The sequence below is a fragment of the Pseudomonas sp. genome (assembly GCF_048269965.1).
Taxonomy (GTDB): Bacteria; Pseudomonadota; Gammaproteobacteria; order Pseudomonadales; family Pseudomonadaceae; genus Aquipseudomonas.
In genome coordinates this window covers 1-12,325 of sequence record NZ_JBLWTV010000009.1, presented here as the reverse complement: position 1 = coordinate 12,325, position 12,325 = coordinate 1, and the positions used below count along the sequence as shown (strand labels likewise).

12 protein-coding genes and 2 tRNA genes are annotated in these 12,325 nt (G+C 58.5%); 11 read left to right on the top strand and 3 right to left on the bottom strand.

What is annotated here, in order from left to right; translation table 11 throughout:
* Positions 1-38: 38 nt before the first annotated feature.
* A complete protein-coding gene (locus tag ACN0X6_RS12340) occupies positions 39-1,322 on the bottom strand; it encodes an NAD(P)/FAD-dependent oxidoreductase (RefSeq protein WP_417704258.1) in 1,284 nt (427 codons plus the stop codon).
* Between the two features lie 183 nt (positions 1,323-1,505).
* On the opposite strand from ACN0X6_RS12340, the gene ACN0X6_RS12335 reads away from it, so the two are divergent.
* From ACN0X6_RS12335 to ACN0X6_RS12290, 10 genes are all read left to right on the top strand, one after another.
* Positions 1,506-1,582: transfer RNA gene (locus tag ACN0X6_RS12335), tRNA-Val, on the top strand.
* Between the two features lie 274 nt (positions 1,583-1,856).
* Positions 1,857-3,779 (top strand): threonine--tRNA ligase, encoded by a 1,923-nt coding sequence (gene thrS, locus ACN0X6_RS12330; protein ID WP_417704256.1) that lies wholly within the window; start codon positions 1,857-1,859, stop codon positions 3,777-3,779.
* Positions 3,779-4,330 (top strand): translation initiation factor IF-3, encoded by a 552-nt coding sequence (infC, locus tag ACN0X6_RS12325; protein ID WP_169886860.1) that lies wholly within the window; start codon positions 3,779-3,781, stop codon positions 4,328-4,330. Before thrS ends, infC begins: the two co-directional genes overlap by 1 nt.
* Before the next feature lie 60 nt (positions 4,331-4,390).
* On the top strand, positions 4,391-4,585 hold the full coding sequence (gene rpmI, locus ACN0X6_RS12320; RefSeq protein WP_003461222.1) for a 50S ribosomal protein L35: 195 nt from the start codon (positions 4,391-4,393) through the stop codon (positions 4,583-4,585).
* Positions 4,586-4,614: 29 nt separating this feature from the next.
* Positions 4,615-4,971 (top strand): 50S ribosomal protein L20, encoded by a 357-nt coding sequence (gene rplT, locus ACN0X6_RS12315; protein ID WP_003461224.1) that lies wholly within the window; start codon positions 4,615-4,617, stop codon positions 4,969-4,971.
* Positions 4,972-5,067: 96 nt separating this feature from the next.
* Complete coding sequence (pheS, locus tag ACN0X6_RS12310) at positions 5,068-6,084, top strand: phenylalanine--tRNA ligase subunit alpha (RefSeq protein ID WP_417704253.1); 1,017 nt, start codon at positions 5,068-5,070, stop codon at positions 6,082-6,084.
* Between the two features lie 174 nt (positions 6,085-6,258).
* A complete protein-coding gene (gene pheT, locus ACN0X6_RS12305) occupies positions 6,259-8,637 on the top strand; it encodes a phenylalanine--tRNA ligase subunit beta (protein ID WP_417704251.1) in 2,379 nt (792 codons plus the stop codon).
* Positions 8,638-8,640: 3 nt separating this feature from the next.
* Entirely contained in the window at positions 8,641-8,943 is a 303-nt protein-coding gene (gene ihfA, locus ACN0X6_RS12300; protein WP_003243414.1) for an integration host factor subunit alpha, read from the top strand.
* Positions 8,924-9,280: a MerR family transcriptional regulator gene (locus ACN0X6_RS12295; protein WP_003243416.1), complete on the top strand. Its 357-nt coding sequence runs from the start codon at positions 8,924-8,926 to the stop codon at positions 9,278-9,280. The genes ihfA and ACN0X6_RS12295 overlap by 20 nt, the downstream gene beginning before the upstream one ends.
* Positions 9,281-9,355: 75 nt before the next feature.
* Positions 9,356-9,432, top strand: a tRNA-Pro gene (locus ACN0X6_RS12290).
* 388 nt (positions 9,433-9,820) lie between these two features.
* Here the strand turns inward: ACN0X6_RS12290 and ACN0X6_RS12285 are convergent.
* Together ACN0X6_RS12285 and ACN0X6_RS12280 are read right to left on the bottom strand one after the other, a co-directional pair.
* Positions 9,821-11,197 carry a heavy metal sensor histidine kinase gene (locus ACN0X6_RS12285; protein WP_417704249.1) on the bottom strand — a complete coding sequence of 459 codons (1,377 nt, stop codon included), beginning with the start codon at positions 11,195-11,197 and terminating at the stop codon, positions 9,821-9,823.
* 2 nt (positions 11,198-11,199) lie between these two features.
* Positions 11,200-11,877, bottom strand: coding sequence for a heavy metal response regulator transcription factor (locus ACN0X6_RS12280; RefSeq protein ID WP_004577572.1), 678 nt, complete (start codon positions 11,875-11,877; stop codon positions 11,200-11,202).
* A gap of 207 nt (positions 11,878-12,084) precedes the next feature.
* On the opposite strand from ACN0X6_RS12280, the gene ACN0X6_RS12275 reads away from it, so the two are divergent.
* On the top strand, positions 12,085-12,325 hold a 241-nt coding region (locus tag ACN0X6_RS12275), incomplete at its 3' end, for a co-regulatory protein PtrA N-terminal domain-containing protein (RefSeq protein WP_417704247.1).

Genomic DNA, 12,325 nt, shown 5'->3' with positions numbered 1-12,325 from the left:
GCGCCCGAGGGCGCCGTTTTCATCGATGTGCAGGCTGATCACACGCCGAGCTTGTCGCGCAGCGTGTAGTACCAGGCGCCGATGGCGCTGAAGGGTACCTGGAACATCCGGCCGCCCGGGAAGGGGTAGTGCGGCAACCCGGCGAAGGCATCGAAACGCTCGGCCTGGCCGCGCAGCGCTTCGGCGAGGACCTTGCCCGCCAGGTGCGTGTAGGTCACGCCATGGCCACTGCAGCCTTGCGAGTAATAGATGTTGTCGCCGATTCGGCCCACTTGCGGCAGTCGCGAAAGCGTCAGCAGGAAGTTGCCGGTCCAGGCGAAGTCGATCTTCACGTCCTTCAGCTGCGGGAAGGTCTTGAGCATCTTCGGCCGGATGATCGCCTCGATGTTGGCCGGGTCGCGCGCGCCGTAGACCACGCCGCCGCCGTAGATCAGGCGCTTGTCGCCGGTCAGGCGGTAGTAGTCGAGCAGGTAGTTGCAGTCTTCCACGCAATAGTCCTGCGGCAGCAGGCTGGCAGCGACTTCATCGGACAGTGGCTCGGTGGTGATCACCTGCGTGCCACACGGCATCGACTTGGAAGCCAGTTCCGGCACCAGATTGCCCAGGTAGGCGTTACCGGCGACCACCACGAACTTGGCCTTGATGCGGCCTTCCGGGGTGTGCACCACCGGGCTGGCGCCGCGCTCGATACGGGTAGCAGGCGACTGTTCATAGATCACGCCGCCCAGCGATTCCAACGCAGCGGCTTCGCCCAGCGCCAGGTTCAGCGGATGAATGTGACCGCCGCTCATGTCCAGCATGCCGCCGATATAGTTCTCGGTGGCGACGACTTCGCGAATGCGCTTGGCGTCCATCAGCTCCAGCTGGGTGTGGCCGTAGCGCTCCCACAGCTTCTTCTGCGATTCCAGATGGCCCATCTGCTTGCTGGTCAGCGCGGCGAATACACCACCGTCCTTCAGGTCGCACTGGATGTCGTACTTGGCGATGCGCTCACGGATGATGCGGCCACCTTCGAACGCCATCTGCCCGAGCAGTTGTGCCTGCTTGGGGCCGACCGTGCGTTCGATGACGTCGATATCACGGCTGTAGCTGTTGACGATTTGTCCGCCATTACGACCCGATGCGCCGAAGCCGACCTTGGCCGCTTCGACAATGCTCACCTTGAAACCGTTTTCCAGCAGAAACAGTGCAGTGGACAGGCCGGTGTAACCCGCGCCGATGATGCACACATCGGTTTCCACCTCGCCTTGCAGGGCAGGGCGTTGCGGGACGGGGTTGGCTGAAGCGGCGTAATAGGATTGTGGATATGCCGTGTGCGCCATCTTGAACCTCTGTTCTTTATTTTTTACGAATAATCCGATGCTACCTGAGTTGAAAATAGCCGGCTAGTGCCCGTGCAAAATATTCAACGATCCGGTTTCGATAAAAAATTGGCCTATTTCAGTGAGTTAGCGAAAAAATCTATTGACGGCTAAAAAGATCTGCGTAGAATGCGCATCCATCGAAGGCACATAGCTCAGTTGGTTAGAGCACCACCTTGACATGGTGGGGGTCGTTGGTTCGAGTCCAATTGTGCCTACCAAATCGATAAAGAGGGGTCGCTAAGCGGCCCCTTTTTTATTGCTCGAATTTTTCGGGTGACGCCTCAGGTTTTTACGTGTTTGTTTCGGGCGGCAGCTTGTCAGGGCTCAGGCTTTCTGAAAGCATCCGCACTCTTTACTTCCAGTGACTCTGGTTCGGTCTGGTTGGCCTTCGGGCTCCTGCCATCGTTAGGTGGGTACACCGCTGAATCGCTTCCTGGCTCATCCCAACCCACGTGACCTTTGGTAGGGGTCACCACTAGGAGAGGAGGCGCCATGCCCATCATTACTCTTCCCGACGGCAGTCAGCGTTCGTTCGATCATCCGGTATCCGTGCTGGAGGTCGCTCAATCCATTGGCGCAGGCCTGGCCAAGGCCACCCTGGCTGGCAAGGTAAACGGCAAGCAGGTCGATGCCTGTGATGTGATCGATAGCGATGCCACTTTGCAGATCATCACGCCGAAAGACGAAGAGGGGCTGGAAATCATCCGCCACTCCTGTGCTCACCTGGTTGGGCATGCAGTCAAGCAGCTGTACCCGAACGCCAAGATGGTGATCGGCCCGGTCATTGACGAAGGCTTCTATTACGACATTGCCATCGATCGTCCCTTCACGCCGGAAGACATGGCGGCCATCGAGAAGCGCATGGCCGAGTTGATCGAGAAGGACTACGACGTCATCAAGAAGATGACGCCGCGTGCCGAGGTCATCGAGCTGTTCAAGTCGCGTGGCGAGGAATACAAGCTGCGTCTGATCGACGACATGCCGGACGAAACGGCCATGGGTCTGTATTTCCATGAAGAGTACGTCGACATGTGCCGCGGCCCGCACGTGCCGAACACGCGCTTTCTCAAGGCGTTCAAGCTGACCCGTATTTCCGGTGCCTACTGGCGCGGCGACTCGAAGAACGAGCAGTTGCAGCGCGTTTACGGCACTGCCTGGGCGGACAAGAAGCAGCTGGCTGCCTATATCCAGCGCATCGAAGAGGCCGAGAAGCGCGATCACCGTCGCATCGGCAAGCAGCTGGACCTGTTCCACCTGCAGGAAGAAGCGCCGGGCATGGTGTTCTGGCACCCCAATGGCTGGACCGTGTATCAGGTGCTGGAACAGCACATGCGCCAGGTGCAGCGTGAGAACGGCTACGTCGAGGTGCGCACGCCGCAGGTGGTCGATCGCATCCTCTGGGAGCGTTCCGGGCACTGGTCCAACTACGCCGAGAACATGTTCACCACGGCTTCGGAAAACCGCGACTATGCGGTCAAGCCGATGAACTGCCCGTGCCATGTGCAGATCTTCAACCAGGGTCTGAAGTCCTACCGCGACTTGCCGCTGCGTCTCGCCGAGTTCGGCGCCTGCCACCGCAACGAGCCGTCCGGTGCGCTGCACGGCATCATGCGCGTGCGTGGCTTCGTGCAGGACGATGCGCACATCTTCTGCACCGAAGATCAGGTGAAGAAGGAAGCGGCCGACTTCATCAAGCTGACCCTGCAGGTCTATGCCGACTTCGGTTTCAGTGATATCGCCATGAAGCTTTCGACTCGTCCCGCCAAGCGCGTGGGCTCCGACGAGCTGTGGGATCGTGCCGAGGGCGCGCTGGCCGAAGCGCTGAACGAGTCCGGTCTGGCCTGGGAATATCAACCGGGCGAGGGCGCCTTCTACGGCCCGAAGATCGAATTCACCCTGCGTGATTGCCTGGGGCGTAACTGGCAGTGCGGTACGCTGCAGTACGATCCGAACCTGCCTGAGCGTCTGGACGCCAGCTACATCGCCGAAGACAACAACCGCAAGCGCCCGGTGATGCTGCACCGCGCGATCCTTGGTTCGTTCGAGCGTTTCATCGGTATGCTGATCGAGCACTACGCTGGTTCTTTCCCTGCCTGGCTCGCTCCGACCCAGGCGGTGATCATGAATATCACCGACAAACAGGCCGATTTTGCCCGTGAAGTCGAGAAAACTCTCAATCAAAGCGGTTTTCGTGCCAAGGTTGACTTGAGAAACGAAAAGATCGGCTTTAAAATCCGCGAGCATACCTTGCTCAAGGTTCCCTATCTCTTGGTTATTGGAGATCGGGAAGTCGAGACTCGATCCGTTGCTGTCCGTACCCGTGAAGGCGTCGATCTGGGCTCTCTGCCCATCGAGCAGTTCGCCGCACAGTTGCAGCAAGCGGTTTCCCGGCGTGGTCGCCAAGATTTGGAGTAATAACTATTAAGCGTGAAATGAGACAGGACAAGCGGGCCGCCCCCAAGGCGCCGATCAACGAAAACATCACCGCTCGTGAAGTGCGCCTGATTGGCGCAGACGGCGAGCAGGTCGGTATTGTTTCGATCGATGAGGCATTGCGCGTGGCTGAAGAAGCCAAGCTGGATCTGGTAGAGATCTCTGCTGACGCACTGCCGCCGGTTTGCCGCATCATGGACTACGGCAAGCACCTGTTCGAGAAGAAGAAGCAGGCTGCTATCGCCAAGAAGAACCAGCACCAGCAACAGATCAAAGAAATCAAGTTTCGTCCAGGGACGGAAGATGGGGATTACCAGGTAAAACTACGCAACCTGGTACGTTTCCTTGAAGACGGGGACAAGGCCAAGGTATCTCTGAGATTCCGCGGTCGTGAGATGGCTCACCAGGAACTGGGTATGGAGCTGTTGAAGCGGGTCGAAGCCGACCTCGCTGAAATCGGCACCGTAGAACAGCATCCTAAGCTGGAAGGACGCCAGCTGATGATGGTCATCGCACCCAAGAAGCGTAAATAATCTACCGGGCACTGGCAGGCCTGATGGTTATCAGTTGTTAATGAATGCGGAGTACAAAACATGCCAAAAATGAAAACCAAGAGCGGCGCTGCGAAGCGCTTCCTGAAGACTGCTACAGGCTTCAAGCACAAGCACGCTTTCAAGAGCCACATCCTGACCAAGATGTCCACGAAACGTAAGCGCCAGCTGCGTGGCAGCTCGCTGATCGGTCCGTCGGACAAAGCTAAAGTCGAGCGCATGCTGCGCGTTCGTTAATCGGTCAAGATACTTAGAGGTAATTACTCATGGCTCGTGTTAAGCGTGGCGTTATCGCTCGTGCTCGTCACAAAAAGATTCTGAAACTGGCTAAAGGCTACTACGGCGCTCGTTCGCGTGTGTTCCGTGTTGCCAAGCAGGCTGTCATCAAGGCTGGTCAATATGCCTACCGTGACCGTCGTCAGAAAAAACGTCAGTTCCGCGCACTGTGGATCGCTCGTATCAACGCTGGTGCTCGCGTCAACGGTCTGTCCTACAGCCGTCTGATCGCTGGCCTGAAGAAAGCGTCGATCGAAATCGACCGTAAGGTTCTGGCTGATCTGGCAGTGAACGAAAAAGCGGCGTTTGCTGCGATTGTCGAGAAGGCCAAGGCCGTTCTGGCTTAAGTCCCCCGACAATCACCGGGTTCGCCCGGTGGCAACGTCAAAGATAGGGGAAGAGCCTTAACAGCTCTTCCCCTATTTCGTATCTGGAGTCTGTAAATGGAAAATCTGGATGCATTGGTCTCGCAAGCGCTCGAGGCCGTGCAACGAAGTGAAGATATCAATGCCCTGGAACAGCTCCGGGTTCAGTACCTTGGCAAGAAAGGCGAACTGACCGCCCTGATGCAGACTCTGGGCAAGCTGTCGGCCGAAGAGCGCCCGCAGGCTGGCGCCCTGATCAACACTGCCAAGAATCAGGTGCAAGACGCCCTGAATGCCCGCAAATCCGTGCTTGAGCAGGCCATGCTCGCCGAAAAGCTGGCGTCCGAGCGTATCGACGTGACCCTGCCTGGCCGTGGTCAGGCCTCTGGCGGTCTGCACCCAGTCACCCGCACGCTCGAGCGTGTCGAGCAGTTCTTCACCCATATCGGCTACAACGTGGCCGAGGGCCCGGAAGTCGAAGACGACTACCACAACTTCGAGGCGCTCAACATCCCCGGCCACCACCCGGCACGGGCGATGCATGACACCTTTTATTTCAATGCGAACATGCTGCTGCGCACCCACACCTCGCCGGTTCAGGTGCGCACCATGGAATCGCAGCAGCCGCCGATCCGCATCGTCTGTCCCGGCCGCGTCTATCGCTGCGACTCCGATATCACCCACTCGCCGATGTTCCATCAGGTCGAAGGCCTGCTGGTCGACGAGGACATCAGCTTCGCCGACCTCAAGGGCACCATCGAGGAGTTCCTCCGGGTGTTCTTCGAGAAGCCGCTGGGCGTGCGTTTCCGTCCGTCCTTCTTCCCCTTCACCGAGCCGTCGGCCGAAGTCGACATGCAGTGCGTGATGTGCTCCGGCAAGGGCTGCCGCGTGTGCAAGCAGACCGGCTGGCTGGAAGTGATGGGTTGCGGCATGGTGCACCCTAACGTGCTGCGCATGAGCGGCATCGACCCGGAAAAATACTCCGGTTTCGCCTTCGGTATGGGCGTCGAACGTCTGGCCATGCTGCGATATGGCGTCAACGACCTGCGCCTGTTCTTCGATAACGACCTGCGGTTCCTGGCGCAATTTCGCTAGCAGCTGCCCCTCGTGATCGAATTCATTTAGCGTGACAGTCGCGTAGCGACGCTTCCCTCAAGCCCTGCTCCCACGGGAGAAGGTGGCGCAAAGCGCCGGATGAGGGGGGTATGCCGCGCAGGCTTGCATGATGTGGGTGCCTACGCGGCATGCCCGTCAAGGAGAACGGACAACATGAAATTCAGTGAACAGTGGCTGCGCAGTTGGGTGAATCCCGACGTATCCCGCGAAGATCTGGTCGCGCGCCTGTCCATGGTCGGCCTCGAAGTCGACGCGGTACAGCCGGTGGCCGGCGCCTTCAGTGGCATCGTGGTCGGTGAAATCCTCAGTGCCGAACAGCACCCGGACGCCGACAAGCTGCGCGTATGCCAGGTGAGCAATGGCGCCGAGACCTTCCAGGTCGTTTGCGGCGCGCCCAATGCCCGTGCCGGCATCAGGATTCCGTTCGCCATGATCGGCGCCGAACTGCCGGGTGACTTCAAGATCAAGAAGGCCAAGCTGCGCGGCGTGGAATCTCAGGGCATGCTGTGCTCGGCTTCCGAGCTGCAGATCAGCGAAGACAACAGCGGCCTGATGGAGCTGGCGGCCGATGCGCCGGTTGGCAGCGATATTCGCACCTACCTGCAATTGGACGATGCCAGCATCGAGATCGGCCTGACCCCCAACCGTGGTGACTGCTTGTCGCTCGCTGGCCTGGCCCGCGAAGTGGGTGCCATGTACAGCGCCGTCGTTTCGCCAGTGGTTATCGAGGCCGTTGCGCCCGCGCACGACGAGGTGCGTCCGGTCGAGGTACTGGCGCCCAAGGCCTGTCCGCGTTACCTGGGCCGCGTTGTACGTAACGTCGATCTGTCTCGTCCGACGCCGCTGTGGATGGTCGAGCGTCTGCGTCGTTCCGATATTCGCAGCATCGATGCGGCGGTGGATATCACCAACTATGTGATGCTCGAGCTGGGCCAGCCGATGCACGCCTTCGATCTCGCGGAGATCAACGGCGGCATTCGCGTGCGCATGGCGGAAGAGGGCGAGAAGCTGGTGCTGCTCGACGGCCAGGAAGTCAGCCTGCGTGCCGACACGCTGGTCATCGCTGATCATGGCCGCGCGCTGGCCATCGCCGGCGTGATGGGCGGTGAGCACAGCGGCGTGAGCGACAAGACCCGCGACCTGTTCCTGGAAAGCGCCTTCTTCGACAACATCGCCGTTGCCGGCAAGGCCCGTTCCTATGGCCTGCACACCGACTCCTCGCACCGTTTCGAGCGCGGCGTCGATTCGCAACTGGCGCGCCAGGCGATGGAGCGCGCGACTGCGTTGCTGCTGGAAATCGTCGGCGGCGAAGTCGGTCCGATCATCGAAGTCAGCAGTGAAAGCGATCTGCCGAACGTGGCACCTATCACTCTGCGTGCCGAGCGCATCAGCCAGATGCTGGGCATGGACATGGATGGCGCCGAGGTCGAGCGTCTGCTCACTGCGCTTGGCCTCGGTGTCAGTGCTCAGGGTGCCGGCCAGTGGCTGGTCAGCGTGCCGAGTCATCGCTTCGATATCAGCCTGGAAGTGGATCTGATCGAAGAGCTGGGTCGCCTGTATGGCTACAACCGTCTGCCAGTGCGTTACCCGCAAGCTCGCCTGGCGCCGCAGACCAAGGGCGAGGCGCGTGCCGAACTGCCGGCGCTGCGCCGTCTGCTGGTCGCCCGTGGTTATCAGGAAGCGATCACCTACAGCTTCATCGATCCCAAGCTGTTCGAGCTGTTCACCCCTGGCGTAGAACCGCTGCAGTTGGCCAACCCGATTTCTGCCGATATGGCCGCCATGCGTTCCTCGCTATGGCCAGGGCTGGTCAAGGCGCTGCAGCACAACCTCAATCGCCAACAGTCGCGCGTGCGCCTGTTCGAGAGCGGCTTGCGTTTTGTCGGTCAGCTGGAAGGTCTGCAGCAGGAAGCGATGCTCGCTGGCGTGATCTCTGGCAGTCGCCTGCCCGAAGGCTGGGCCAACAGCCGTGATAACGTCGACTTCTATGATCTGAAGGCCGATGTCGAGGCGCTGCTGGGTTATGCCGGTGCGGCCGATGCCTTCAGCTTCGTGCCTGGCGAGCATCCTGCTCTGCATCCGGGCCAGACTGCCCGCATCGAGCGGGAAGGGCGCCTGGTCGGTTTCATCGGTGCCTTGCATCCAGAGCTTGCCAAGACCTTGGGCCTGGATCAGTCCGTGTTCCTCTTCGAGCTGGTGCTGGCCGAAGTGGCTGCTGGCCGCATGCCTGTATTCAGCGAGTTGTCGCGCTTCCCAGAAGTGCGTCGTGACCTGGCGTTGCTGGTTGACCGCGAGCAGCCGGCCGAGGCTGTACTGGGCGCAATCCGTGAAACGGCGGGAGAATGGCTGACGGACCTCAAGCTATTTGACGTCTATCACGGTAAAGGCATTGATCCGCTTAGAAAAAGCCTTGCCGTCGGCTTGACCTGGCAACATCCATCGCGCACTCTTAATGACGATGAGGTGAGTACTACTACGCAAAATATCCTCACCTGCCTCGAACAAAGGTTCAACGCCACGTTAAGGAAGTAGCGTATGGGGGCTCTGACGAAAGCTGAAATGGCGGAACGTCTGTATGAAGAGCTCGGCCTGAACAAACGGGAAGCCAAGGAACTGGTGGAGCTGTTTTTTGAAGAGATCCGCCAGGCTCTTGAGCTGAACGAACAGGTCAAGCTGTCCGGGTTCGGCAACTTCGACTTGCGCGACAAGCGCCAGCGACCCGGCCGTAACCCGAAAACAGGGGAAGAGATTCCAATCACGGCTCGCCGTGTGGTCACTTTTCGTCCAGGGCAAAAATTGAAAGCCAGGGTCGAGGCCTATGCTGGAACCAAGTCATAACGACGAACTACCGGCAATTCCCGGCAAACGCTACTTCACCATTGGTGAGGTCAGTGAACTCTGCGCGGTCAAGCCCCACGTTCTACGTTACTGGGAACAGGAATTCCCGCAGCTGAACCCGGTAAAGCGGCGGGGCAACCGTCGCTATTACCAGCGTCAGGACGTGCTGATGATTCGGCAGATTCGTGCGCTGCTGTACGATCAAGGCTTCACCATCGGTGGCGCACGTCAGCGCCTTTCTGGTGATGAAGCCAAAGACGACACCACCCAGTATCGTCAACTGATCAAGCAGATGATCGTCGAGCTCGAAGATGTCTTGCACGTGCTGAAGAAGTAACGCCAAGAAAAAGTTGCCTTATTTCAAAAGCTTAATGTATAGTTCATCCCGCTTTCGGTCACCCGGAAGCATCGTCGGGGCGTAGCGCAGCCCGGTAGCGCACTTGCATGGGGTGCAAGGGGTCGAGTGTTCGAATCACTCCGTCCCGACCAAAAAACCCTAGAAAATCCAGCCACTTAACGGTGACTGGATTTTTTTATGCCTGTAGGTTTTTGATGCTAGTGCTATTTTTATCTTTCTGGTTGCCAATTGAGATTGGCTAGGCTGTGAGGGCTTCCGGCAACCTGACGTGCTTGGCGCTACTGGAGCGGGGGACGCCATCCGAGCATTGGTTTGGCTTGGCGAGGCAAGCGCGGGGGATGCAGTTTCCAAACTTCATGAGCTGCTACCCGAGAGCGAATGGGGTGCTCTTGTGTCAGCTCACCGCTCGTTACCTATCTGGATGGCGAATGCAATCTGCGCTCAGTCGAGTTGCACCTGCACCCACCCTGTCAAGTTGGGCTAGCGGTTAGCTGTAGCCTACTTACCGCCAGACCGGCATTATCTGGGATGGGGCAATTCGATGTGAAAGCCCGTGAGGCTAGCCGCTGAGGTGCACCAGATGCGGCCTTTGTGAGCCTCAATGATGGATCGGGTGATTGCAAGCCCGAGCCCGGCGTTGCTCGGGCTGCCCTCCCGCCGAGCGGGGTCAACCCGGTAAAAGCGGTCGAAGAGCTTCTCTAGATGCTCTGAGCTGATTGTGTCCCCTGGGTTCTCGATACTGAAGGTAGTGGAGTCCTCTGTCTCGCGGATCAGAACCGAAATTGTCTCTCCCGCCGGCGTGTAGCGCAGCGCATTGGACAGCAAGTTGGATAGCGCGCGATCAAGCATCAGCCGATCTCCCAGCACTTGGCCTTTGCCTGTGAGCGATAGCTCAATGCCGCGCTCTTCGGCCAGAAGGTGGTAGTAGTCAAACAGCTTGAAGACTACGTCAGCCAGTTCGATCCTGGCCTGCTCGGGGATGATCAGGCCATTATCAGCCTTGGCCAAGAACAGCATGTCATCAATCATCCGAGACATGCGCTTCAAGTCCTCCAGGTTGGAGTACAGATTCTCCTCATAGGCATTGATATCGCGTTTTTTACTCAGCACGACCTCGGTGTGGGTCATCAGATTGCTGACTGGAGTTCGTAGCTCGTGGGCAATGTCGGCCGAAAAATTGGAGAGCCTAACGAAGGCATCCTCTAGCCGAGCCAACATCGCATTGAAGGAGAGAACCAGTTGCTGAAGTTCCCGCGGCACTGGTTCGAGAGGGATTCGCTCCTGTAACGAGCGAGCGGACATCCCGGAGGCCACATGAGTGACTTGCCGCAGAGGCCTAAGGCCGCTGCGAGCAACCACCCAGCCGAGTGCGGCACTGAACAGGGCGCTGATGACCAATCCAATCCAAAACCATCGTTGCAGCGTGTCGAAAAAGTGTGTGTGATTGGTGACGTCAAGAATCAGCAACGCAGTGAGCGGCTCAGCCTGATCGGCTACCGAGATTTGCTCCGTCATGCCACGGTACATGTGTTGGCCGTTCTGCCACTCCCACATGCTCTGCTCATTTGCACGTCTGAAACGCTCAGGTACTTCGACTGCTCTGGGGTCGGAAAACAGTACAGAACCGTCACTGGCCAGGATAGTGGCGGCCAGATCCTGATGGGCTCCCAGCAAAGCTCGCAACTGCGGTAATTCTTCCGAAAGGCTCGCTTCACCGCGAGCATTGTTGAGGATATGTTTGGCGGATTCGAGTTTCTCCACCAGGGCCTGCCGATCCAGCATCTTGAAGTGGTGCTGGCTGAGCATATTGAAACTCAGCCCTGCTACCGTCAGGACTGCAATTACCGCGGACATGAACATCAGGCTCATGCGTGCGGTCAGCGAAAGGTGCTTCATATTCACTCCGGAGCATCCATCATGTATCCCATGCCGCGGGCGGTATGAATCAGCTTGAGATCGAAATCGTCATCGATTTTTGCGCGTAGCCGGCGTACCGCAACCTCAATGACATTGGTGTCGCTGTCGAAATTCATGTCCCAAACCTGAGAGGCAATCAGCGACTTCGGGAGCACCTCGCCGCGCCGGCGCAGTAGCAGTTCCAGCAGTGAAAACTCCTTCGCGGTCAGGTCAATTCGTTTACCGCCGCGGATGGCGCGACGCTTCATCAGATCGACTTCCAAATCGGCAATTTTCATCGTTGTTTGCGTGGGTGAGCCATTGCCTCTACGCAGCAGCGTTCTGACCCTGGCCAGAAGTTCTGAGAAAGCAAATGGCTTGATCAGGTAGTCGTCCGCGCCCAGCTCCAACCCTTTAACGCGGTCCTCCACACCATCGCGTGCCGTCAAGAACAATACGGGGACGTCTTTTCCTGCGGCGCGCACCATGCGCAGCACTTCCCACCCGTCCAGCCCAGGCATCATCACATCCAGGATCAGGAGGTCATAGGACTCACTCAGAGCGTGCTGTAGAGCATCTGTACCGGTCATAACCCGGTCGACATTGAAGCCCGCTTCACTGAGGCCTTGCTGCAGGTATGCACCGGTTTTGGGTTCATCTTCAGCTACCAGTAGTTTCATGCGAGCAGACTCCAAATATCGGGTGGCCTGAGTTTGCAGGCAAACCGCGGCCCCAACCAGAAGCTTACGAAAATGTAATTCTGACTTCAGGTCACTGACAGGGTGTCTTGTCTAGGGTGCAAGCATGAGCACTAGGTTGTGCTCTCGGCCCTCGACAGACCAAAAGCAGAGGTGCCGGCCATAGTTTGCACTGATGGAGACTGCCCCATGAAATCGCTGAAACCTTTGCTCCTGGTTGGTTCGCTACTGCTGTCTTCTATGGCTTGGGCCGAAGGGGGCAGCGACCGTGTATTCGAGCGCATCCAGCAGATGCGCGACAAAGCAGAAGCCGTGCTGATCCAGGCGGAGAAGGCCCCGGTCGGCGAGCGGCATGTGCACATGAAGGAGCATATGAACATGCTCGAAGACATCATGAGCCAGCTGCACAATGAACATCCCGCGCCAGACA

Bases quoted from the DNA above. Each gene is read 5' to 3' on its own strand.
- ACN0X6_RS12340 (WP_417704258.1), bottom strand. From the start codon at position 1,322: ATGGCGCACACGGCATATCCACAATCCTATTACGCCGCTTCAGCCAAC.
- thrS (WP_417704256.1), top strand. From the start codon at position 1,857: ATGCCCATCATTACTCTTCCCGACGGCAGTCAGCGTTCGTTCGATCAT.
- rpmI (WP_003461222.1), top strand. From the start codon at position 4,391: ATGCCAAAAATGAAAACCAAGAGCGGCGCTGCGAAGCGCTTCCTGAAG.
- rplT (WP_003461224.1), top strand. From the start codon at position 4,615: ATGGCTCGTGTTAAGCGTGGCGTTATCGCTCGTGCTCGTCACAAAAAG.
- pheS (WP_417704253.1), top strand. From the start codon at position 5,068: ATGGAAAATCTGGATGCATTGGTCTCGCAAGCGCTCGAGGCCGTGCAA.
- pheT (WP_417704251.1), top strand. From the start codon at position 6,259: ATGAAATTCAGTGAACAGTGGCTGCGCAGTTGGGTGAATCCCGACGTA.
- ihfA (WP_003243414.1), top strand. From the start codon at position 8,641: ATGGGGGCTCTGACGAAAGCTGAAATGGCGGAACGTCTGTATGAAGAG.
- ACN0X6_RS12295 (WP_003243416.1), top strand. From the start codon at position 8,924: ATGCTGGAACCAAGTCATAACGACGAACTACCGGCAATTCCCGGCAAA.
- ACN0X6_RS12285 (WP_417704249.1), bottom strand. From the start codon at position 11,197: ATGAAGCACCTTTCGCTGACCGCACGCATGAGCCTGATGTTCATGTCC.
- ACN0X6_RS12280 (WP_004577572.1), bottom strand. From the start codon at position 11,877: ATGAAACTACTGGTAGCTGAAGATGAACCCAAAACCGGTGCATACCTG.